At 52.2% G+C, this 22783-nt stretch carries 24 protein-coding genes; 14 read left to right on the top strand and 10 right to left on the bottom strand.

What is annotated here, in order from left to right; translation table 11 throughout:
* The first annotated feature begins 311 nt into the window (after nt 1-311).
* Entirely contained in the window at nt 312-575 is a 264-nt protein-coding gene (locus tag V9K92_RS08465) for a hypothetical protein (RefSeq protein ID WP_337353774.1), read from the top strand.
* Between the two features lie 54 nt (nt 576-629).
* Here V9K92_RS08465 and V9K92_RS08460 read toward each other — a convergent pair whose 3' ends face one another.
* Nucleotides 630-1148: a DUF1236 domain-containing protein gene (locus V9K92_RS08460; RefSeq protein ID WP_115051898.1), complete on the bottom strand. Its 519-nt coding sequence runs from the start codon at nt 1146-1148 to the stop codon at nt 630-632.
* Nucleotides 1149-1359: 211 nt separating this feature from the next.
* Between V9K92_RS08460 and V9K92_RS08455 the strand changes: the two genes are divergently transcribed.
* Together V9K92_RS08455 and V9K92_RS08450 are read left to right on the top strand one after the other, a co-directional pair.
* The gene (locus V9K92_RS08455; protein WP_443094452.1) at nt 1360-2460 is read left to right on the top strand and encodes a pyridoxal phosphate-dependent aminotransferase; all 1101 of its coding nucleotides are present in this window, start codon (nt 1360-1362) and stop codon (nt 2458-2460) included.
* 14 nt (nt 2461-2474) lie between these two features.
* On the top strand, nt 2475-2840 hold the full coding sequence (locus tag V9K92_RS08450) for a DUF423 domain-containing protein (RefSeq protein ID WP_115051900.1): 366 nt from the start codon (nt 2475-2477) through the stop codon (nt 2838-2840).
* 50 nt (nt 2841-2890) lie between these two features.
* Here V9K92_RS08450 and V9K92_RS08445 read toward each other — a convergent pair whose 3' ends face one another.
* Nucleotides 2891-3487 (bottom strand): hypothetical protein, encoded by a 597-nt coding sequence (locus V9K92_RS08445; RefSeq protein ID WP_337353772.1) that lies wholly within the window; start codon nt 3485-3487, stop codon nt 2891-2893.
* Nucleotides 3484-3966 carry a hypothetical protein gene (locus tag V9K92_RS08440; RefSeq protein ID WP_307283735.1) on the bottom strand — a complete coding sequence of 161 codons (483 nt, stop codon included), beginning with the start codon at nt 3964-3966 and terminating at the stop codon, nt 3484-3486. The genes V9K92_RS08445 and V9K92_RS08440 overlap by 4 nt, the downstream gene beginning before the upstream one ends.
* Nucleotides 3967-4101: 135 nt before the next feature.
* Between V9K92_RS08440 and V9K92_RS08435 the strand changes: the two genes are divergently transcribed.
* The 5 genes from V9K92_RS08435 to V9K92_RS08415 all read left to right on the top strand — a co-directional run bounded on the left by V9K92_RS08435 (nt 4102) and on the right by V9K92_RS08415 (nt 10775).
* On the top strand, nt 4102-4758 hold the full coding sequence (locus V9K92_RS08435; protein ID WP_337353771.1) for a TetR/AcrR family transcriptional regulator: 657 nt from the start codon (nt 4102-4104) through the stop codon (nt 4756-4758).
* The gene (locus V9K92_RS08430; RefSeq protein ID WP_337353770.1) at nt 4724-5887 is read left to right on the top strand and encodes an isovaleryl-CoA dehydrogenase; all 1164 of its coding nucleotides are present in this window, start codon (nt 4724-4726) and stop codon (nt 5885-5887) included. The genes V9K92_RS08435 and V9K92_RS08430 overlap by 35 nt, the downstream gene beginning before the upstream one ends.
* Nucleotides 5888-6081: 194 nt before the next feature.
* Nucleotides 6082-6954: a DUF1444 family protein gene (locus tag V9K92_RS08425; protein WP_337353769.1), complete on the top strand. Its 873-nt coding sequence runs from the start codon at nt 6082-6084 to the stop codon at nt 6952-6954.
* A gap of 17 nt (nt 6955-6971) precedes the next feature.
* Nucleotides 6972-8579, top strand: a complete 1608-nt coding sequence (locus V9K92_RS08420; RefSeq protein WP_337353768.1) for a carboxyl transferase domain-containing protein — start codon at nt 6972-6974, stop codon at nt 8577-8579.
* Between the two features lie 207 nt (nt 8580-8786).
* Complete coding sequence (locus tag V9K92_RS08415; RefSeq protein WP_337353943.1) at nt 8787-10775, top strand: acetyl/propionyl/methylcrotonyl-CoA carboxylase subunit alpha; 1989 nt, start codon at nt 8787-8789, stop codon at nt 10773-10775.
* A gap of 31 nt (nt 10776-10806) precedes the next feature.
* Here V9K92_RS08415 and V9K92_RS08410 read toward each other — a convergent pair whose 3' ends face one another.
* Both V9K92_RS08410 and V9K92_RS08405 read right to left on the bottom strand, forming a co-directional pair.
* Complete coding sequence (locus V9K92_RS08410) at nt 10807-10989, bottom strand: hypothetical protein (protein WP_115051907.1); 183 nt, start codon at nt 10987-10989, stop codon at nt 10807-10809.
* 248 nt (nt 10990-11237) lie between these two features.
* On the bottom strand, nt 11238-11504 hold the full coding sequence (locus V9K92_RS08405; RefSeq protein ID WP_115051908.1) for a tetratricopeptide repeat protein: 267 nt from the start codon (nt 11502-11504) through the stop codon (nt 11238-11240).
* 479 nt (nt 11505-11983) lie between these two features.
* On the opposite strand from V9K92_RS08405, the gene V9K92_RS08400 reads away from it, so the two are divergent.
* Nucleotides 11984-12331, top strand: a complete 348-nt coding sequence (locus V9K92_RS08400) for a DUF2147 domain-containing protein (protein WP_115051910.1) — start codon at nt 11984-11986, stop codon at nt 12329-12331.
* A gap of 92 nt (nt 12332-12423) precedes the next feature.
* On the opposite strand, the gene V9K92_RS08395 is transcribed toward V9K92_RS08400, so the two are convergent.
* Together V9K92_RS08395 and V9K92_RS08390 are read right to left on the bottom strand one after the other, a co-directional pair.
* Nucleotides 12424-13545, bottom strand: coding sequence for an ABC transporter substrate-binding protein (locus tag V9K92_RS08395; protein ID WP_337353767.1), 1122 nt, complete (start codon nt 13543-13545; stop codon nt 12424-12426).
* Between the two features lie 913 nt (nt 13546-14458).
* A complete protein-coding gene (locus V9K92_RS08390) occupies nt 14459-15160 on the bottom strand; it encodes a glutathione S-transferase N-terminal domain-containing protein (RefSeq protein WP_337353766.1) in 702 nt (233 codons plus the stop codon).
* 180 nt (nt 15161-15340) lie between these two features.
* Here V9K92_RS08390 and V9K92_RS08385 point away from each other — a divergent pair, with 180 nt between their 5' ends.
* Together V9K92_RS08385 and V9K92_RS08380 are read left to right on the top strand one after the other, a co-directional pair.
* Nucleotides 15341-15505, top strand: coding sequence for a hypothetical protein (locus V9K92_RS08385; protein WP_162802424.1), 165 nt, complete (start codon nt 15341-15343; stop codon nt 15503-15505).
* 44 nt (nt 15506-15549) lie between these two features.
* Nucleotides 15550-17058: an AMP nucleosidase gene (locus V9K92_RS08380; protein WP_336440951.1), complete on the top strand. Its 1509-nt coding sequence runs from the start codon at nt 15550-15552 to the stop codon at nt 17056-17058.
* A gap of 3 nt (nt 17059-17061) precedes the next feature.
* Here the strand turns inward: V9K92_RS08380 and V9K92_RS08375 are convergent, their stop codons facing one another.
* Nucleotides 17062-17823: a VOC family protein gene (locus tag V9K92_RS08375; protein WP_337353765.1), complete on the bottom strand. Its 762-nt coding sequence runs from the start codon at nt 17821-17823 to the stop codon at nt 17062-17064.
* Between the two features lie 68 nt (nt 17824-17891).
* Between V9K92_RS08375 and V9K92_RS08370 the strand changes: the two genes are divergently transcribed.
* Nucleotides 17892-18338, top strand: a complete 447-nt coding sequence (locus V9K92_RS08370) for a MarR family winged helix-turn-helix transcriptional regulator (RefSeq protein ID WP_307283700.1) — start codon at nt 17892-17894, stop codon at nt 18336-18338.
* A gap of 14 nt (nt 18339-18352) precedes the next feature.
* Here the strand turns inward: V9K92_RS08370 and V9K92_RS08365 are convergent, their stop codons facing one another.
* Nucleotides 18353-18703: a VOC family protein gene (locus V9K92_RS08365; RefSeq protein WP_307283696.1), complete on the bottom strand. Its 351-nt coding sequence runs from the start codon at nt 18701-18703 to the stop codon at nt 18353-18355.
* Between the two features lie 468 nt (nt 18704-19171).
* On the opposite strand from V9K92_RS08365, the gene V9K92_RS08360 reads away from it, so the two are divergent.
* Nucleotides 19172-20179, top strand: a complete 1008-nt coding sequence (locus V9K92_RS08360) for an endonuclease/exonuclease/phosphatase family protein (RefSeq protein ID WP_337353764.1) — start codon at nt 19172-19174, stop codon at nt 20177-20179.
* A 36-nt stretch (nt 20180-20215) separates the two neighbouring features.
* Here V9K92_RS08360 and V9K92_RS08355 read toward each other — a convergent pair whose 3' ends face one another.
* The gene (locus tag V9K92_RS08355) at nt 20216-21883 is read right to left on the bottom strand and encodes an electron transfer flavoprotein-ubiquinone oxidoreductase (protein WP_337353763.1); all 1668 of its coding nucleotides are present in this window, start codon (nt 21881-21883) and stop codon (nt 20216-20218) included.
* A gap of 300 nt (nt 21884-22183) precedes the next feature.
* Between V9K92_RS08355 and V9K92_RS08350 the strand changes: the two genes are divergently transcribed.
* Entirely contained in the window at nt 22184-22777 is a 594-nt protein-coding gene (locus V9K92_RS08350; protein ID WP_307283687.1) for a hypothetical protein, read from the top strand.
* Nucleotides 22778-22783: the final 6 nt, after the last annotated feature.

Here is a 22783-nt window from a genome sequence, read left to right as displayed (position 1 = left end):
TGACAACCGCAAAATCAGTGACGGTTTTATTCCTCTGGTTACATTTCTGGTGGTTACTCAAGTAGCTGCCACCGTTCTTCTAGCTTTGCCAAATTGGTATTGAAACCTCAAACCACTGCATCGAGTTTTTCGCTTCTGCCAGTAATGGCAGGGGCGATTGTCATTTTGATGATTATTGGCCTGCTATTTGTGTAGAGCCCTTACCGCGATTGCTGTTCCAGTCTGGCACGACCTCTGATCGCTATTCGTTTCCCTAACACAATGATATAAATCTACTGCAAGAATGACTGCCATTTGCAGTGGAGGATATTATGAGATTGTTGATTGGATCGGTACTGCTCGCCGCATTTGTGATAACCGGTTGTACCACGATGACACCTGAAGAGCGCCGTGCAATCGATAGCCAAACCTGTTCATCTTATGGATTCAAGCGCGGCGGAGATGGCTTTGCCTCCTGCCTGCTCAATCTGGAACTGGATCGTCGCGCTGCATCACGCGCTCAGTTTGACGAGATGCGTTTCAATAATCCGCCTATCATCTTCTATGGCAATAGATATCATCGTAGGTGGCGATAAAAAGCGCCGCCGGAACTAACCGGCGACGCTTCTCTCTCCCACTAAAATCGAGCCTTAACGCACCCAGACAACCCGGCGCGTTTCTCTTTCGACCAATGCCGGACGGTCATCCACATAGATATAAGAGTAACGAGGCTGATCCGGCACTTCAACGAGCGGAACGTCAGCAGGGACAACCACACCTGTTGTCAGCTCACCTTCGATGACAACCGGATCACTTGGATGTTTTTCGACATAGGTGATTACCTCGTCCGGAAATGCGCTACCAGCGCTTGGGCCGCCTGCATCAGACAAATATACGACACGGCGGTCGTTCATCGACACGATGACGGGGCGACCTTCCACATAAATATAGCCATAGCCCGGACTTTCAGGAATTTCCCTGACTACAACATCTTCCGGCACAACATAGCCTTGTGACAGTTCATCATCGATCACGACAGGATCGGACGGGTTGGCAATCACATAGTCCCGTGCACTTTGTGGAACTTCAACAACCACTGTGTCCTGCGCAAATGTGAGACCGGAAGTGGCAAACAACGCCGCTGCGGTCAGTACAAGAATCTTTTTCATTTCGTGGCCTCTCTGTTATCTTCATTGTCCCACTGGCTGCAAAACCTTGAAGAGACAGATTTGGTTCCAAATTTGCGGCACACGTCGTGCGACAGGCTGAAACATAAGCATGCCAAACAGATGTCGGCACAACGAAAAAATTAGCGGATTTCCTGGGATTTCAGGTTAAGTTTTGCTGGTTTAGCTCAGGAAAACTGCTATCGCTTTGCTTATGAACCCGAAGCTCGTTCCCCTCATAGATTCACTGCCCTCAACAGTGCCCTTTGTTGGGCCGGAAGCGCTTGAGCGCAAACGCAACGGCCTGTTTCGTGCTCGTCTCGGGGCGAATGAAAATGGCTTTGGCCCTGCCCCATCCGTCATCGCTGCCATACAGAAACATGCCGCCGAGTCCTGGAAATATGCTGATCCGGAAAACTTCGACCTGAAGCATGCATTGGCAAGTCATCTGCATGTTGCCCCCTCCAATATTGTCGTGGGCGAAGGCGTTGATACTTTGCTCGGGCTGGCTGTTCGTCAATATGTCAGCGAGGGTACCCCCGTGGTAACGTCGCTGGGTGCCTATCCTACGTTCAATTTCCATGTGGCTGGATTTGGCGGGCGCTTGATAACTGTTCCCTATCGCGACGATAGAGAAGATTTGAGCGCGCTTCTCGATGCAGTAAAGCGCGAGAATGCGCCGCTCGTCTATTTTTCCAATCCCGACAATCCCATGGGGACCTGGTGGGACGCAGACGACGTTGAACGTTTCATAGATGCACTCCCGCCAACGACAATGCTTATCCTCGACGAAGCCTATGGTGAGACTGCTCCTGCCAGCTCCAAACCCGCAATCGATATATCGCGGAGCAATGTTTTGCGGATGCGCACCTTTTCCAAGGCCTATGGTCTTGCTGGTATGCGCTGCGGCTATGCTATCGGCGCGCAACAGCAAATCACTGCTTTTGACAAAATCCGCAATCATTTCGGCATGAACAAGCTGACTCAGATTGCAGCGCTTGCAGCGCTCAAAGATCAGGATTATCTGCGACAGGTCGTGGGCAAGATCATAGCGGCAAGAGACCGGATAAGCACAATAGCCGAAGCGAACGGATTGAAGGCCATCCCGTCAGCCACCAATTTCGTTACCATTGATTGCGGAAAAGATGGGGCTTACGCACTTTCCGTATTGAACAGACTGATCGAACGGGATGTCTTCGTGCGCAAACCAATGGCACCGGGGCTTGACCGTTGCATCAGGGTCAGCGTCGGTCTTGATGCTGAACTCGATATATTCGAGCAGCAATTGCCGCTGGCATTGCAGGCCGCAAGCTAGACAGGGAGAAGAGCGTGGAAATAAATCGGGGTTTTGTGGGTTTGGGCGGCCTGTTCGGCGCGGCGGGCATTGCAGCCTATGCAGCGGCGGCCCACAGCACCAGCGGCCATATGGCAACTATTGCGCCGATCCTTTTGATCCATGCACCGGCATTTCTGTCGCTCTCTTTGCTCGGAAAGCTCAGCCGCGCTTCTTATTTAGGTGGACTAATCCTGATTTTGGGGCTGCTTTTCTTCATCGGCGATCTGGTTTCCCGGGATTTGAACGGAGACAGGCTGTTTGCCTTTGCCGCACCGCTTGGAGGCTCGCTGCTTATCCTTGGCTGGATCGTGGTGGCCGCAACAGTCTTCAAGGCGCTGGATTTCAAGTCACCGCGCTAACGCTCAAACACGCAACGCCAGCCCTATCCGCGAATACGTTACGATCTACGTCAAAAAATCGCAGCAATAATGGCTGGCCAGTTGTTGATAATCGCGATCGAACCAACTGCTATGGCAAGCATACTGGCAAGTTTACCAGTGGTAGGGAGGCTTTCAACACGCCCGCGTAATTCTCCCCACTCCTGGGCAGACGGCAGACTATCGACTTTTGCTGAAAGCTCACCAAAGGCTATTGCCGAGGGGAGCGCATCAACTTTGGCTTTGAGATATGCCATGTCAATTCTGAAACTGGTAAAATCGCCTTTCAGACCACCAACATCATCTTTGAGCCCTGAAAAATCGTTTTTCAGACCAGTTACATCACTTTTCAGACCGGTTACATCACTTTTAAGGCTGGAAACATCGATTTTAAGACTGGAAACATCGCTTTTCAGGCCGGAAACATCGCTTTTCAGTCCAGCCACGTCGCTCTTTAAAACGATAACATCGCCCCTCAAATCTGAAACATCCCGGATGACGGTGTCGAGCTTGCGATCCGTCTTCTCAAATGATTTTTCCAGAAATGCGACACGTGTTTCCATGCCATGGAATGTGCCACCGCCATCGCCGGACTTCAAGCGACCTAAACGTGCAGCAGATTGAGTCATGGCTTGGCGCTTTTTAATCTGTCATTGCACTGCTTGTAGTAACCACCACCCTTTTCAATCCAGCTTGTTCCGCCGAGCGTATTGGCGGCTTTGTTTGCGCGGTATTGCTCCAGGCATGTATGCATTCGCGCCTTTGCCGGCTTTTCACTGGCAAATTTGGCGGATATGGCGGGCGGGAAATTCATCTCGCCAGACACTGCTTCGGTTTTCTTTTCAGCTTTTGCTGGCTTTTCTTCCGCAACCTTCTTTGAATTTTTGTCCGTCGTTGCGGCGGCATCTTCATTCGAAGATTTCAAGCACTGGGCCTTGCGGAATTCGCTCCACGATACGCCCTCCGCCTCGCCAGCGCTTTGCGCCGCCTTATACTTGACGCTGCATTCTTTCATTGTGATCGCACTTGCAGGCGAAGCGAGAACAAGGGAGGCAAGTGCCGTGGCCGAAATGGCTAGGACACCACGAGAAAGGCGCGCATTTATCATTAAAAATCAACTCTCTGGAAATGAGGTTTCGTTCGCAATGAGTCCAATCCTATATGCATCAATGCGCCTTCTCCAATTGGACGAAGGTCTAATATGACCCTTGAATTAATTGAACGTTCGTTTTATTAATTCACCATGGCACGCACGACCGGATCAGATGGAGAGAAAACCCGCAGCGCTATTGATGCCGCAGCCAAACGCCTGATAGCGCGTATTGGCTATGAGGCCATGTCGATGCGCCAGCTGGCGGAAGAAGTGGGCGTTCAACCTGCCGCCTTCTACCGTTATTATCCCAACAAGCAGGAATTGCTCTTTTCAGTGATGCGGGATCATATGGAGCGGCTGCTGGGCGCATGGCAGCAGGAAAACGGAAAGGCGCAAGGAGTGCGCGAGCGTTTTGCCGCCTTTATCCGCTTCCATATCCAGTACCATGTGGAGCGCCGCGACGATGTTCACATCGCCAATATGGAACTGCGCAGCCTTTCCCCCGATAATCTTGCAATAATTGTCAAGCTCCGCTCCACCTATGAAGGCAGTCTGCGTGATATTCTGGATGAAGGGATTGAGGCAGGCGTGTTTGACATTGCCGATATAGCGCTGACAACCCGGGCAATCATTGCCATGACCACGGGTGTCAATGTGTGGTTTCGTGCCGATGACCGGCTGACGGCCAGCGAAGTTGCCGAAAATTATGTCGAATTGGGATTGCGCCTTGTTGGTGCCAAGAAGATCGAAACAATCGCAAAGGGAGGACGTGATGTACCAGTCGGGCCTAAAATTCGGAGTTTCTGACGAGATCGAAGCATTGCGCGAGACTGTGCAGCGGTTTGCGCAAGCAAAGGTCGCGCCTTTGGCGGAAGAAACGGATAAGAGCAACCAGTTTCCAATGCATCTTTGGCAGGAGATGGGTGCGCTTGGTCTGCTTGGGATGACGGCTGACCCGGATTTCGGTGGCTCGGGTCTTGGCTATCTGGCCCATGCCATTGCCATGGAAGAAATTTCCCGCGCATCAGCTTCAATTGGCCTGTCCTATGGTGCTCATTCCAACCTTTGCGTCAATCAGATCAATCGTTGGGGCACCTCTGAGCAGAAAGAGCGATATCTGCCAAAGCTATGCTCCGGCGAGCATGTGGGCGCGCTGGCTATGTCCGAACCCGGTGCTGGCTCAGATGTGGTGTCCATGAAGCTGCGTGCTGACAAGAAGAATGACCGCTATGTGCTGAACGGCAATAAAATGTGGATCACCAATGGCCCTGACGCAAATACGCTTGTCGTCTATGCCAAGACTGATCCTTCTGCCGGCTCGCGCGGCATGACCGCCTTTCTGATTGAAAAAGGCTTCAAAGGATTTTCGACGGCACAAAAGCTCGACAAGCTTGGTATGCGCGGCTCCAATACCTGCGAACTGGTGTTTGAGGATTGCGAAGTGCCGTTTGAAAACGTGCTCGGCGAAGAGGGCAAGGGCGTGAAAATCCTGATGTCCGGCCTTGATTACGAGCGCGTTGTTCTGGCTGGTGGCCCAATCGGCATTATGGCTGCCTGTCTCGATGTGGTTGTTCCCTATGTGCATGAACGCAAGCAATTCGGCCAGCCAATTGGCGAATTCCAATTGATGCAAGGCAAGCTTGCCGACATGTACACGACAATGAACGCATCACGCGCCTATGTTTATGCGGTGGCTTCGGCTTGCGACCGCGGCGAAACCACACGCAAGGACGCTGCCGGGTGCATCCTCTATGCAGCCGAAAAAGCAACATGGTGTGCGCTTGAGGCTATCCAGGCGCTTGGCGGCAATGGATATATCAATGATTACCCGACCGGACGTCTGCTGCGCGATGCCAAACTCTACGAGATCGGCGCAGGCACCAGCGAAATCAGGCGCATGCTAATCGGGCGGGAAATGTTTGCCGAAAGTGCTTAATCAATTTCGGCAATCATCATTGATCAATCAAGTATTGATATGAGGACCGGCAGAAAGAGATGATCTTATCTCAGCCATATCAATTGAACCATTCCGGACACCGTCTGGAATATGCACCGTTCAGCGTTTATTTTGCTGGGCGGAAGACTATATTTTTTCGCTTTTTATTACCTATTTTCAGATCGGAATTTTTCATGAAAATCTTACTTAACCGAAGAAAATTACTGGCATTTGTTCCAGCATTCGCCTTCCTCTCATCATCAGGCGCGACTTTTGCCAAATCGCGAAAATTCTCCAGCATGGAAGAACTCCGCCTCTATGTGATCGAGATATTGAAGAAAATGCCGGGCATGACCGATATCACTGCCGATAAAACAATGGCTGCGCTTATTACCGGCAAATATAAGGACAAGGAATTCGGCTTTGATCTTGCCAATCTTTATGGGCGGATACAGGCGCAGGGCGACCCGGATGTGTTGGAGGCCATAAGACAGCGCGTGCAGATCTTAGATTCCGGCAAATCGACGCCGAATGATATCAACGACCTTGTGATTGTTCTTCGCTCACAGGAATATGTAGAAGAAACTGCAAAGCTCGGCGTTAAGATAAAGCACGAGCAAATCGCCGGTAAGCTTCATGCCGTCTATATGGTCGATCTTCCCGAAGCGATGTCTCCTCTTTCCGTTCAGGATTTACCCGATTATTCCTTGGAGGAATTGCGCGATATTTCGCTTGAGAATGTAACGCAAAAACTATCAGCAATTCAGAAAGACAATGTTGCAGGTGTGGTAGACCGCTTTCAGGTGGACAATAATACTTTTCTTTCCACCTCGCTTGTACTGCTCGATAGTTTTTGGGATTCTCTCGACAATAAATATCCCGAGGGCGCGATCTTTGTTGTACCGCGCATGGACGAATTATTTGTCATTGACGCAGCAATTCCGGGCGCCGCCAACATAGCCCGTGACGTTATCAGGATTACCTTCAAGGAAGGTTTCAGCCTGCTGTCTGACGAAGTCTACACACGTCGCAATAACAGAATTCAGATTTTTAGGCCGTTGAAATAGCACCCTAAAGGAAACGCATGAGCATTCTGACCTCGCAAATCTCTACCGACACCGAAACCTTCAAGGCCAATGCACAGCGGATGCAGATACTGGTCAATGATATTCGCGCCAAAGCGGAAGTGGTCAGCAAAGGCGGCACCGATGAGGCGCGCGCGCGGCATAGCTCGCGCGGCAAGCTTTTGCCGCGTGAACGACTTGCGCAGCTTCTGGACAGCGGCTCACCATTTCTGGAGATCGGTCAGTTTGCAGCGTGGGATATGTATGGCGACAACATCTCCTCGGCTGGCATGATTGCCGGGATCGGGCGTGTCTCCGGCAAGGAAGTCATGATCGTCATTAATGATGCGACGGTCAAAGGCGGCACCTATTATCCTCTCACAGTAAAGAAGCATTTGCGGGCGCAGGAAATCGCCATGCAGAATAATCTGCCATGCCTCTATCTGGTCGATAGTGGCGGCGCCAATCTGCCTAATCAGGATGAGGTGTTTCCTGACCGCGAGCATTTCGGTCGCATCTTCTACAATCAGGCCAATATGTCGGCGGCAGGCATTCCGCAGATCGCTGTGGTGATGGGCTCATGCACGGCGGGCGGCGCCTATGTGCCGGCCATGTCGGAAGAGACAATCATGGTGAAGGGACAGGCAACGATTTTTCTGGCCGGTCCTCCCCTCGTCAAAGCAGCCACAGGGGAAGAAGTTTCAGCAGAAGACCTAGGCGGAGCGGAAGTCCATACGCGCGACTCCGGCGTGGCCGATCACTATGCGATGGATGACGCGCATGCGCTTGCCATTGCCCGCCGCATTGTCGGAAACCTGAATCGAAAGAAAGAGATAGGGCTCGACCTTCGCAAAGTGATTCCGCCGCTTTATGATCCGCATGAGCTTTACGGCATTGTGCCGACAGATCTGCGCCAGCCTTACGATGCGCGTGAACTTATCGCGCGGCTTGTCGATGGCTCGGAGTTTGACGAGTTCAAGCAAAATTACGGGACATCGCTGATTACCGGCTTTGCCCATCTTTACGGCATGCCGGTCGGGATCATCGCCAATAATGGCGTTTTGTTTTCGGAGAGCGCGCTCAAGGGTACGCATTTCATCGAGCTTTGCACCCAGCGCGGCATCCCGTTGGTTTTCCTGCAAAACATTACCGGTTTCATGGTCGGGCGCTCTTATGAGGCACGCGGTATCGCCAAGGATGGCGCAAAGCTTGTGACGGCGGTTGCTACTGCCCGGGTGCCGAAAGTAACGATGATCGTTGGCGGCTCCTTTGGCGCTGGCAATTACGGCATGTGTGGACGCGCCTTCTCGCCGCGCTTCCTGTGGATGTGGCCGAACGCACGCATTTCCGTTATGGGCGGCGAACAGGCGGCAACGGTTCTGGCACTGGTCAAGCGCGAGGGAATTGAGCGCAAGGGGACTGAATGGTCCGCCGCAGAAGAGGCAGCCTTCCGTACGCCTATCCTTGAAAAATATGAGCGCGAAGGCCACCCGCTCTATTCCTCGGCACGGCTGTGGGATGACGGCATCATCGATCCGGCAAAGAGCCGCGAAGTGCTGGCGCTATCCCTATCCGCCGCACTGAACGCACCAGTGGAAGAAACGCGCTTTGGCATGTTCCGGATGTGATGGGATGGCAACTCCAATGCTCATAATAAAGCCCACATTAGCAATCCGGTCCAGCGTGGTTCGACAAGCTCACCATGAGGGAAAACTGAGGATTGCAAAGCCCCAGATACTCCAGCGTGCAGGCAAAGCGGCAACCTCCCTCATGGTGAGCCTGTCGAACCACGCAAAATGCACATGCCGAACAAGCGAGATGCAAGAATGACAAAAATGTTTTCCAGAATTCTCATTGCCAATCGTGGTGAAATCGCCTGCCGCGTCATTCGCACGGCGCAGCGCATGGGGATCAGCACCGTTGCGGTTTATTCCGATGCGGATGCGCACTCCCTGCATGTCGCCATGGCGGACGAGGCGGTCAATATCGGACCCGCGCCGGTCACGGACAGCTATCTGCGGGCGGACCACATTATTGAAGCGGCGCTTGCCACGGGAGCCGAGGCCATCCACCCCGGTTATGGGTTTCTTTCGGAAAATCCCGGATTTGTCGATGCAGTGGTGAAAGCAGGACTGGTTTTCATCGGCCCAAGCGCCGATTCCATTCGTGCCATGGGGTTAAAGGATGCCGCCAAGCGCCTGATGGAAAAGGCCGGGGTGCCCGTTGTTCCAGGCTATCACGGCGAAGCGCAGGAACTGGTGGTTCTGGCCTCCAAAGCGCGGGAAATCGGCTATCCAGTGCTGATCAAGGCCCGCGCTGGCGGCGGCGGCAAAGGCATGCGCAAGGTCGACAATCCCGACGATTTTGCCGAGGCGCTGGGTAGTGCGCGGCGTGAGGCAAAAAGCGCTTTCGGCGATGACCGTGTGCTGGTTGAAAAATATGTTGCCAAGCCGCGCCATATTGAAGTTCAGGTTTTCGGCGATAATCACGGCAATGCCGTGCATCTTTATGAGCGTGATTGCTCGCTACAGCGCCGCCACCAAAAGGTGATTGAAGAGGCCCCTGCTCCGGGCATTACCGCCGAAATGCGCGCGGCAATGACCAGCGCTGCGGTGAAGGCTGCTTTGGCGATCAATTATTCCGGCGCGGGCACCATCGAATTCATCGTCGATGCCAGTGAAGGTCTAAAAGCCGACCGTTTCTGGTTCATGGAAATGAACACTCGCCTTCAGGTTGAGCATCCCGTTACGGAAATGATCACCGGACTTGATCTGGTCGAATGGCAATTGCGGGTGGCTGCCGGCGAAAAACTTCCGCTCACGCAAAAGCAAATCGCACTGAATGGTCATGCCGTTGAGGCGCGGCTTTATGCGGAAGACCCTGCCCGCAGCTTTCTTCCGGCAATCGGCACGCTGCACCATCTGGCATTCCCCGACAACGTGACCAATGGTGATATTCGCATCGAGACTGGCGTGCGCGCAGGCGATACGATCTCGCCGTTTTATGACCCGATGATTGCAAAGGTTGTTGTCCACGCAGCCGACCGGACAGCAGCATTGGCAGCCATGGAAAGCGCGCTGGTGCAAACCGAGATTGCAGGCACAACCACCAACCTCGCCTTTCTCGCAGCCCTGATCCGTCATGAAGGTTTCGGCAGCGGTGATGTGGACACCGGCCTTATTGATCGCGATCTTGCCAGCCTCGTGGCGCCATCAGCCACAGCTGCCGGTGCAAAAGAACTGGCAATCATTGCGGCAAGCGGATTACTGGAACAGCCAGCCTCGGATGACCCATGGGCGACCCTGCGCGGCTACAGCCATCTCAGTTCCCCCGCCTATCCCGTAACACTCATTGAGGAAGAAAAGCCCGTGCGTTATGGCGTGGCTATACTCAACAATGAGCGCTTCATGCTTTCCGGGCCAGCAGGAAAAATTGAAGTGAAGGTTCGGCGTGATGCAAGCGGCTGGCATGTGACCGGAAAAGGCATCAATCTGCGCGCCAAGACAGCGGCTATACCCAATGGCATCGCCGTGCTTTCCAAAGGGGCGGTTTCAAGCTTTGCCGTCACGGACCCGTTCCTCCTTGCGGAAGCAGCGGGCAATGCCGCAGACCGTCTCAGTGCCCCCATGCCTGGTCTGGTAAAGTCAGTGCGCGTTTCAGCAGGCGATATGGTCAAAAAGGGTCAAATATTGCTGGTGCTCGAAGCGATGAAGATGGAACACACTATCACCGCGCCGCATGACGGCAAAATTGCCGAAATCGTAACGGAAAGCTCGCAAGTCAAAGAAAAATCATCGCTGGTGCGATTTGAGACGAATGAATAGCCGCCTCGTGGAGGCAGCGCCGGAGTCGAACCTATCCGGACTGTTTTGGCAGGTTGGCAATAGCAGTTTCTACAGCCGCAATGTTGAGCTCAAGTGTGGCAATCTTCTGCAAAGTATTGTTGTCAGGAAAAGATTTTGATTTGGCACACATCGTTATGAGTTGTGTTTGAGCGTCAATTAAACTTGATAACAACCTCTCCAAATCGTCCAGCATATGTTTTCCGTCTTCATTATCAATCGCGCACACGCGCAGGTTGTAGCACTTCACCGCATCTTCAATACGCGAAAAGCTTGAAAATTGTCAAAGCACTATGTCGGAAATATACCATTTATTTTACCAGTCGAACAAAATATTCGACCGAACCAAGCGCCCGCTAATTAATTTTGATTATTTTCCACAAAAATCGCCAATAAACGGAATTTGATTAAAGTTTTATACTTTTATTGCTTTGTGAAACGAAGTCAGTGAGTGGTCATCCATTCGCGCGCTTCACGAAGAGCAACGGCGATATCAGCCTTTGGCATTTTTGCCCCGATCTCAGCGCGCAGCTTGGCGGCACGATCACAACCTTTGATTGCAGCGATATTGAACCATTTATGGGCAGCCACAAGATCGACGGAACAGTCGCGACCGGTCGCATACATGATGCCCATTTCAAAAAGAATATCTGTCTGAGCCGCACCAGCAATGTGGCCATTTTCCAGATTTTGAAGATCAAAGCGTGCCATTTTACCAAACCCCTGTTGAACCTATTTCGTATGCGTCAAACGAAAGCCCTGTCAGACTTCTGAGAACCGCCTGTTTGTTTTTGGCGTGCTCTTTTGATGCTTCCGATAATGAAGGAGAGGCTTGAAATTGCTGTTAAAGGGCATGATTAACCGGGATCAAACAAAACAAAAACAATTGGTAAACTTCGGAATTCGTTAAATATAATGCTCCAGGCAATACGGGCGTTTGTCAAAAATTCGCCTAAAATGCGCCAGAGCGATTTCAAGCCTTTGCTAACCACATATCCGATTGGAATATTGAGTTCCGATTTTCGGGGCCCGCCGAAGCCCAAGTCAAACCTTCTTATAAAAGCCATTGCCCCGGAGAAAATTGCCGTTTGGACATACTTCCCTTCCTTCGCATTTTAAATTACCTTTACGTGCGCGTAAGCACTATTGCGAACAGGCGGAGAGCTGGTTCGCTTCACCGGGAGGATATTATGAAGCTCAAAATTTTACTGGCCTGCGCCAGCTTTGCCCTTATGACTGGATCAGCAATGGCTGACGAGCCTATCGTTGGTTCCTGGAAGCGCCCTAACGGCACAATTATCCAGTATTCATCCTGCGGCGGGGACAAATATTGCGGTACAGTGATGACCGGCGAATATAAGGGCAAGTCCATCGGCTCCATGGCAGGCAAGGATGGCTCTTATAAAGGCACCGTCAACAAGCTTGATGAGGGCAAGACTTATAATGGCAAGGCCAGCGCCAAAGGCGACACGCTTTCGCTGTCCGGATGCGTGATGGGTGGTCTCATCTGCAAAAGCGAGAGCTTGACGCGTCAGTAATCTGTGGGCCGGGATTGAAAAGGGGCAGGCAAGGTAAAGAACCTGCCTGCCCATTCTTTTAAACCCAGTTCATTGAGAGCAAGGTCCCCGCATTATTCCTTTATGGGTGCGTAAGCTCCATCATGCCAAATATTAATATCGTATTTGGCATCCTTGATATCGCCCTTTTCATCAAAAACGACAGGGCCAATGACGGTATTCACGGGCGTGCCGTCCTTGAGAATTTCCGCGACCTTTGCCGGATCATCACCGCCTGCACGCTCAATTCCTTGTGCGAAAGTTTCAATAACGGCGTAGGAAAACAGCGTAAAGCCATCAGGTACAAAACCGCCAGCCTTGATCTTTTCCACTGCTGCTTTGGCTTCAGGCCGAACTTGCGGATTGGCTGGGAAGGTGAAGATAACCCCCTCAGCTGCAGGACCGGAAACGGCCCAGAAGTCTGGAGATGCGATGGAGTCGCCCATCATCAGCTGAAATTTGAAGTTCTGGTCTGCCGCTTGCCGCAGGATGAGCCCTGCTTCCTGATGATAGCCACCGAAATAAACGAAATCGGCCTTCAAATCCTTCAGCTTGGTAATAAGCGCAGAATAATCCTTTTCACCGGCATTGATGCCGTCATAAAGAATTTCCTTCAGCCCCGCTTCATTCATCTTGCCCTTGACGGCATCTGCAAGTCCCTTGCCATAGGCGCCCTTGTCGTGAAGAACCACGACGTTTTTGCCCTTGTACTTCTCGGCAATCCAAGGTCCGACAAATTCGCCCTGCGCATCATCGCGCGTGTAGAGGCGCATGATCGTCGGCCAGCCATTCTTTGCAGCGGCGTCGGTCAATTCCGGATTTGACGAAGCGGGCGTCATCATCAATACGCCAGCTTCAGCATAGACCGAAGAAGCCGGAATGCTCGAACCCGAGCAAGCATGACCATCGACGAACTTGATACCGGCAGCGACAATGCGGTTGGCGATGGAAACGGCCTGCTTTGGATCGCAAACGTCATCCTCCATGACGAGCTTGATCTTGCGGCCCATAATGCCGCCCTTTTCATTGATCGCGTCGGCAGCGGCCTGAGCACCCTGTTTGAACTGATCGCCAATATTGGCAAGTTGGCCGGTCATCGGGCCGGCCACCGCAATCTCGATATCTTCGGCCATAGCCGATGAGGCGCCGAAAGCAGCGGTAATCAGACCCGCATAGAGAATTTTCTTGAAAGGCATGGTTCCCCCTTTTTCTAAAGAAAAGCGGTTGGAGCCTACATGCAATTAGAATGTGCGCCAGCAAAATTTACAGATCATGGTTGAAATGAACCTATGCAGGGCTGGCTGCCGTTCCGATATCGATCGATCGGCGTCTATAAAGCAACCGCTTTATAAGCATTTGCGCATCAAACACTTTCATCCAGCATCTGAAATGCCAATTCATTAAAGTGGCAGTCTTAGACTAAGGTATAATTGCGCGTGAAATCCAAGTGAAGTATAGATTGGCTACATTTTAAATGTTGCTGTTTTAGTATCAATTATAAAGATTATTTTATTCTGCGATCGATATCTACGAGGCCATAATTTTTACGCGCATCCTCCCAGCGCGTAATTGTTAAAAGTTTCAGGGTGGCTGTGCAGCGATATTTCAAACATCGCTAGCGCTGATGGCTTCATCCGGATGTATTTTATTCGGTTGACCGAAGCAGAACCAAGGGTCTGAGCCAGTATTGCTGGTTACGGGCAAAAATTATAGGAATGCAAAGCAGTCATGGATACCCTCCATGACTGCTTTTTATTGCCTGGCATTATTGGCCGCGGACTTATTGGCTGCCCGGCCGTATTGGCTCGGCTACTGCTGCCAGCTCAGCGCAGTCTTACGAGTTGATCTCGGACTTACCTGCCAACCAGATTATGGCTAATGCTACCAGTCTGGCACAGCTATCAGCTTTGCCGCAGACTTATCGGCCCGGCTATAGCCTTATCAGCTCGGCTACGGCCACCCGCTTGGCGTATCCCACCCGTCTGACTGCGGGCTCGTTGCATCGGCTTTACGGTCGGCGCAGAATTAATAGGCTCTCTGCCCAAAAGAGCCTATTTTGTGCCTCCTTGGCCACGGCAAGCTACGGCTACTTTTTGTTATTGTCAGCGATTAGCGGGCTGTTTGACCGAACAGAATCTTTTGCGCTTCCTTATCGTCCGCAAGATTACGGCGCTCTTCCTTACCAACGGCTACGCCACGCTCGACCGCCGGACGCGCGCGGATCGCTTCAAACCAGCGCTTCAGATTAGGGAAATCATTGAGATCCTGGCCCTGGTTGGCGTGAGAAATCGTCCAGCCATAGGAGGCGATATCAGCAATGGAGTATTCGTCTGCAAGAAAATCCCTGCCTTCAAGGCGGCGATTCATCACTCCATAAAGTCGATTGACCTCGTTCGTGTAGCGATTAATGCCATATTCGATCTTTTCGGGCGCATAATTACGGAAATGATGTGCCTGACCTGCCATGGGACCGAGTCCGCCGACCTGCCAGAATAGCCACTCTTCAACAGCGACCCGCTTACGTTCGTCCAGCGGATAGAACTTGCCAAACTTCCGGCCAAGATATTGCAGGATCGCTCCAGATTCAAAAATGGAGATCGGCTGACCGTCAGGCCCTTCCGGATCGACAATGGCGGGCATGCGATTATTGGGAGCGATTTTCAGAAATGACGGCTCGAACTGATCGCCCTTGCCGATATTCACCAGCTTCACGTCGTAAGGAACACCAAGCTCTTCAAGCATGATGGAAATTTTCCATCCATTGGGTGTGGGCCAGTAGTAAAGCTCGATCGGCTTGGTTTGGCTTGTCATATCCGTCTCCATGAGTGGGTCGATTGGATTTTAAACATAGGCAGCCATTGTCCTTTCACAAGGGGCTCGCACAGCGCTTGTTGAACAGTTGATGAACAACAAGATCAGCACCAGTTCAGCTAATCCGGAGCAAAGTCGTTCTCAGACATTACTAGCCAAGCCGCTTTCGGGGAAACGACCATGTTAAATACAACTGCCAATTACTCGCTGCTGTTTTTAAGGGCATTGATATTTTCAGCCATTCTTGTCGGTCCTGTCATTGCTTTTGCCGCAAGCTATGAAAGCCGGTCGCCCTCAAATGGTGGGATAGGTTTGGTTTTGCTGGTCAGCCTGCAAAGAGTTTAAGCTGACCGCTTTTCAAATGTCGCACTGAATCACTATATTGGGTGATGGACAAACGAATCGGAACCAGGAAAACAGCCTCCATCAGCATGCCAGCCCATGTTGAGGCAGAGGAATTTACAGATGCCAAGGCCGCCGTTCAGGCACTCAGCGCGCTTTACGAACGCAATACCCAATTTTTGCGGGATGCTTTCGACAGTGTAGCAAGAGGTGAAGCGGGAGATGCAACGCATTTTCGTGCTTTTTATCCTGAGGTGAGCCTCTCAACATCAAGCTATGCGCAGATCGACTCGCGGCTTGCCTTTGGCCACGTGTCGGCACCTGGGCAATATTCAGCAACGATAACCCGGCCGGATCTTTTCGATAATTATCTCGAAGAACAGATCCGCCTGCTTATCCGCAACCATGGCCGTCCCGTTACCGTGCAGGAATCAACAACGCCGATTCCTATTCACTTCGCATTTCTGGAAGGCACACATGTCGACTCCTCAGTCGCCGACGCTTTTCTATTGCCGTTGCGCGATCTGTTCGATGTGCCGGATTTGGCTGCGACCGACGACCGGATTGTCAACGGCGAATACGAAACCGATGATCTCGATAGTATCATGCCGCTTTCGCCATTTACCGCGCAGCGCGTAGACTATTCATTACATCGCTTGTCGCACTATACGGCCACGCGCCCGATGCATTTCCAGAACTATGTCCTGTTCACCAACTACCAGTTTTACATTGATGAGTTCTGCGCCTTGTCGCGGGGGCTTATGGCGGCTGGCGGCGGCGGATATGAGCGTTTTATCGAGCCGGGCAACCTCATCACAGAAGCGGGCGATGAGGCCCCCACATCCGGCGTACCAATCGGCAGGCTACCGCAAATGCCGGCTTATCATCTGGCGCGCGAGGATGGTTCCGGCATTACCATGGTCAATATTGGCGTAGGTCCCTCCAACGCCAAGACTATAACCGACCATATTGCTGTGTTGCGGCCGCATGCCTGGCTTATGCTTGGCCATTGCGCCGGTCTGCGCAATACGCAGGCTTTGGGCGATTATGTGCTTGCCCACGCCTATGTGCGCGAAGATCACGTTCTCGACGATGATCTGCCTGTATGGGTGCCGATCCCTGCTTTGGCTGAGGTGCAGGTTGCGCTGGAACAGGCAGTAGCGGAAGTTACCGGGCTTGAAGGCTATGATCTGAAGCGGATCATGCGCACCGGCACTGTTGCCACAATCGATAACAGAAACTGGGAACTGCGTGACCAGCGCGGCCCGGTAAAGCGGCTTTCGCAATCACGCGCGATAGCGCTCGATATGGAGTCCGCCACAATCGCTGCAAACGGTTTCCGCTTCCGCGTGCCTTATGGAACGCTCCTTTGTGTTTCGGATAAGCCATTGCATGGCGAGTTGAAGCTTCCGGGCATGGCGACTGAATTTTACAAGCGGCAGGTCGCTCAGCATTTGCAGATTGGTATTCGCGCACTGGAAAAACTTGCTGAAATGCCGCCAGAGAAGCTGCACTCGCGAAAATTGCGCAGCTTCTTCGAGATGGCTTTCCAATAGGGATTATTTACGCGGTCCGGTAAGAGCAAAATATGCGCCCTGCGGATCGCGGCCCTCGATAATCCAGGCATCACCCGGAACAGCCATGGGCTCGGTTGTCACCTGGCCGCCTTTCTCCTTGATGCGCGCGACCGCTGCGTCGATATTGTCGACGATGAAGTAGAACCGCCAGAGCTTTACATCGGCAGCGTCGGTGCTGGTCATCATGCCGCCATACATCTGGCCGTCGACATTGAATATCTGATAGGTGCCCATTGGCCCCATATCCATGGCTTCACCCTTGGTCCAGCCAAACAGCGTGGAGTAGAATGTGAAAGCCTTGTCAGCATCGCCCGACACAAGTTCATGCCAGCCAATGGTGCCAGTTGTAAAAAGCGCAGGATAATTATCGGGGGCCTGCTTGGATGGCTTGAATAGCTGGAAGGGAGCGCCCAGCGGGTCGGCGACAACCGCGAATGTCCCCACGCCAGGAATCTCCACAATATCGGTGTGAACTTTGCCGCCGGCCTCCTTCACACGCTCCACATAGTCAGCCACGTCATCAACCATGATGTAACCTGACCACATGGGCGGAACGCCCTCCACCTTCGCATCCTTTGCCGACATCAGTCCCGCTACGGGAGCCTTGTCGACGGTCAGCAATGTATATTTCACAGGAGAGTTGGCAGAATCCTCCGCTCCCCACCCTACGACATGGCTATAAAAAGCTTCGGCAGCCTGCGTATCGCTCGTCAGCAATTCGTACCAGATAAAGTTTCCGCTCATGATAATTCCTCCCACCACGATCTGTATCTGAATGTTGACAAATATGTTGATATCAACATAAATAAATCATGTCAAAGACGATCTCTGTTACTTTCGAAACCACTATTCACGTTCGCGATCACTGCATGTGCCTGACCGTTCAGCGGGCCGCTCGCTCTTTGGCGCGAATGTTCGATGAAGCGCTTCGCCCCCACGAGCTGACCAACGGCCAATTTTCCTTGCTGATGTCATTGAACCGGCCAGAGCCGCCAAATCTCAGTTCTGTTGCTTCTTTGCTTGCCATGGACCGCACGACACTTACTGCCGCGCTAAAGCCAATGGAAAGACGTGGTCTGATCACGACCATGGTCGACCCAAGCGACAAGCGGAGCCGCCTCCTGACTTTGACGGATAAGGGATTGCATTTGCTCGCTGCCGTGATGCCCATATGGGTGAGTACGCATGGCGAACTTGAACAGGTCTTGACGCCCGGCGAACAAGGGCGATTGCTCAACGATCTGAGGAAGTTGCTTTAGAGAAGAATGCGGGACTAGCTCTGCTCCAGCACATTTATGATCGCGCCGGATGGATCGCGAACATAGAAGCGGCGAACACCCCATGGTTCGTCAGTTATCTGGTAAACGATCTCATGACCGGCAGCTTTGACGAGATCGTAGATCTTGTCCACATTGTCGACTTCTATTGATATCCGGGGGACGATCGTGCCGGAGCCGCCTTGGCTCGCCACGCTCAATTGAGGTTTTGTTCCTTCCGGCGAGGCAAAAGTCAAAATCCAACCATGATCCATGACAACTTGCAGATCGAACAAAGTTTCGTAGAACGAGCGCAAGGCCTGCGGGTCTTCCGCAGGCAGGTTTGCAACAATACGTTTTACAGCCATGGCAATTCTCCATCATCGCAAGACCTAATGGATAGGTTTGCTGAGCGAAAGTCCAACCACAAGTTGCTTGGAAATAGTTCCAATGATGCTATATTTGGAAGCGGAGTGAGGGGCGGATTTCCGCCCACCCCTCTATATCTTACTATTTGAAATGGACCCGGATGCTGAGCCACCAGCTAGTCCGGGTCTTTTTCACAGTAAGAGTAACGCTAAACGGCATGTACCGCATAGTTTACCTCCAGTTTTAACGGCAAGGCTGATGCCCAGTCGGGAAGCCCATCTTCCCGATGGGCCGGTTCGCTCGGCCACACTGTTTCTGCCCTCAAAACTACCCGATATTTGGCTGGAAACCCGATGGAGGACAACGAACGCACAGTTGTATAATTTGTGCCGTCAGCAGTGCTCAGGTTGTTATTATCCAACGAAAATCGCATCTTGATTGCGTCGCAATTGCCGGGTTAATGCGGAATGATGATGACGAAGAACAAGCAATCCTGGATCAAGCTCGCAGCCGTATTGATACCGGTTCTGTTTTCCATACCTCTGGTGCTTGGTTTTTTCGGTGCTGCACATCCAGCGCTCGATTCTTTTTCGCATTTTCGTATGCATCTTGCCGTGCTCATGGCTCTGTCTGCATTGCCAGCGCTGTTTCTTCATCTTTGGCGCGAAGGAATAATGGCAATCGTTTTAAGCATGACTGCCCTGGCTACAATACTGACACCGCCGACCGCCCCCGGCGCAGAGGCTACGCCCACACCCCTTGCGCAGTACAAGCTGCTGCAACTGAATCTGCGCTATGACAATGAGCAGCAGGCGGAGGTTTTCCGGTTGATCGGTAGAGAGTCGCCCGATGTCATTGCCTTGCAGGAGGTTTCCGACAATTGGCGCCCCCGACTTAAAGCCATAGAAGCGCGTTATCCTTATACGTTTTACTGCTCTAATCGCAGCCCAATAGGAGGCGCAGCGATCCTTTCGCGGCGTCCCTTCGCATTGGGCTCAACTCCGATCTGTATTGATAGTCTCGTCGCTATTGCGAGGATCGACTTTGGCGGACGCAGCGCCATAATTGCATCGTTGCATCTGGATTGGCCATGGCCTTTCGCGCAGGACTGGAATGTCGAGGAAATCCGGCCCTATTTCGAAAATCTCGAAGGACCGTTGATTGTTTCAGGTGATTTTAATGCTGTACCATGGAGCCAAACGCTAAGAAACATCACACAATATAGCAAGACACGCATTGCAGAGGGCTTGCGCCCAAGCTGGCTGGTCAACGGAACCCTGGCGCGCGCGGCCAAATGGATTGGCCTGCCGCTGGACCACATACTGGTCTCAGACAGGGTTGTCTCGACACAGGTCGAAACTCTTGAACCTGTAGGCTCGGACCACCTGCCGCTTCTGCTGCGCTTTTCAATTGCCGGTGTCGATGACGGCAACGAGCCAGAGCAGCAGACAGTGATGCTTGAAAAGTCTGAGTAGCGGCTTTCAGCATCACCGTAGCGCGTCGTTGCAGTTCTACATATTGGTGTAGACAGGACCCTCGCCACCCTGCGGCGGTACCCAATTGATATTCTGGTTTGGGTCCTTGATATCGCAAGTCTTGCAGTGAACGCAGTTCTGCGCATTGATCACGAATTTCGGGCCGGTTGGTTCCTCAACCCACTCATAAACACCAGCCGGACAATAGCGTGTTGATGGTCCGGCATAAATATCGTGCTCGGAAGTCTTTTGAAGCGCCATGTTCTTGACGATCAGATGGGCTGGTTCGTTTTCTTCATGATTTGTATTGGAGAGGAATACTGAGGAAAGACGATCAAAAGTCAGGACGCCATCTGGTTTCGGATAGGCAATCGGCTTGTAATTTGCCGCTGGCTCCAGCGATTCCGCATCATTCTTGCCGTGTTTCCAGGTACCAAAAGGCGACCAGCCGCCAAAAATTGTATTGAGCCACATATCGAGACCACCGAGGGCGACGCCGCCAATGGTGCCAAGCTTTGACCACATCGGCTTGACGTTGCGGACACGCTTGAGGTCCTTGCCGATTTCGCTGGTGCGCCAGGCATTTTCGTAAGTAATCAGTTCATCATTGGCCCGGCCTGTCGCCAATGCTTCTGCAACATGTTCTGCGGCAAGCATGCCTGATAGCATTGCATTATGCGAACCCTTGATACGCGGAACATTGACGAACCCGGCGGAGCAACCAAGCAGCGCACCGCCCGGGAAAGATAGCTTCGGTACAGATTGCCAGCCGCCTTCGGTAATCGCACGCGCACCATAGCCAAGACGTTTTCCACCTTCGAAAATACCACGAATGGCTGGGTGGGTTTTGAAACGCTGAAATTCTTCGAATGGCGACAGATAGGGGTTCTTGTAATTGAGATGCATGACAAACCCGACCGCGACCGTGTTGTCCTCCAAATGATAGAGGAACGATCCGCCACCTGTTTTCATGTCAAGCGGCCAGCCGAATGAATGTTGCACAAGTCCAAGTTTGTGCTTTGCAGGATCAATCTGCCAGAGTTCCTTCAAGCCGATACCGTATTTGGCTGGCTCCTTGCCCTCATCGAGCTTGAACTGGTTGATAAGCTGTTTGGCAAGAGAGCCCCGCGCGCCTTCAGCAATAAGCGTGTACTTGCCCAGCAGTTCCATGCCACGCGTATAGGCTGGGCCGTGCGAACCGTCTTTTTCAATACCCATATCGCCCGTCGCAACGCCAATGACAGCACCGCTATCATTGTAGAGCACTTCGGTTGCGGCAAAGCCCGGGTAAATTTCGACGCCGAGCTCCTCGGCCTTTGTGCCAAGCCAACGGCACACATTGCCCAGTGAAACAATGAAATTGCCATGATTGTTCATCAGCGGCGGCATGGCGAAATTCGGTAAACGCACAGAGCCCGCTGGTCCGAGCACAAGAAAATGATCCGCGGTCACAGGCGTCTTGAAGGGATGCCCCTCCTCTTCGCGCCAACCCGGCAAGAGCTTATCGACACCGATCGGATCAACGACAGCACCGGAAAGGATGTGTGCGCCCACCTCGCCGCCCTTTTCAAGGACGACAACTGAAAGCTCGGGGTTGATTTGCTTGAGCCTGATGGCAGCAGAAAGGCCGGAAGGCCCGCCGCCGACGATCACGACATCAAACTCCATGCTCTCGCGCTCTGGAAGTTCAATTGTCTCGCTCATGCATTCCTCCTGCAGTAAATTCCCTTATGCGCCGGTGGCGCGTCGTTTTTTTGATTTGTAGCGCAACAATAACTGTTTGCCACAATGAGTCGCGCCTATCAGATGCGGCCAATTGCCCTCATTCCACGACTAGCCAGCATATTTTTATACTTACTTTAACGTAAACGTCAATATATCTACAGGAGAGGTCGCTCGCTAGTTCCTTACAGCTGTTGCGCCCCCGCTCTTTTCCGTCATAATCCTGCAATCAAATTGCCGACCACGTTGAACGCAATCGCTTGGGAGGGCCGGATGAGGTGGATGAGTCTGCGCTGGCCTTTAAGCCTGATAACCGGTTGCGTTCTGTTTTTCGCGAGCATCGCAGCCCAAGCTGAATCTGGAAAATTGTGGAGTGCAGGCCGCTATACTTTTTCCGATGAAATGGGAGGCTTTACGATTATCGGCGTAAGCGGAAAAGGCACAAGGCAAGACCCAATTATCCTGACCGAAGAGTTTCACTCGACAACGCCCACAGTCCTGATCATTCGAACCGAACAGACCAATCTTAAAGATCCTGCCGAAGATATCGGCATCCTGTTTCACATGCGTGTCGAAGTAACCAATGGCAGTGGTCACCCTTGGGTAGAATTTGGCTTCGAGTTGCAGGAGCAATTGAATGTGCCAAGCGACTATGGCGATGGGCTGTCCTTCTATCAGCCGGGCGACAAGAAGGACGCTATCGACTCATATGGCTATGCAAGTTTCAGCGATGATTTCGAGCCCTATGACCGGATGATATTCCGCGATGGAAAGATTGATCCCGGCGAGAATGCCAGCTTTGGCTTTCCGATAGCCGACTTTACGCCCAAACGTACATTTTATCTTGTGCAGGACCCACGCATTCCCTCCTCTTAAACGTCT

It is taken from the genome of Phyllobacterium sp. CCNWLW109, from assembly GCF_037203905.1.
Classification (GTDB): domain Bacteria; phylum Pseudomonadota; class Alphaproteobacteria; order Rhizobiales; family Rhizobiaceae; genus Phyllobacterium; species Phyllobacterium ifriqiyense.
Note: the sequence above shows the minus strand (reverse complement) of the source record. Positions and strands in the feature narration are given on the sequence as shown.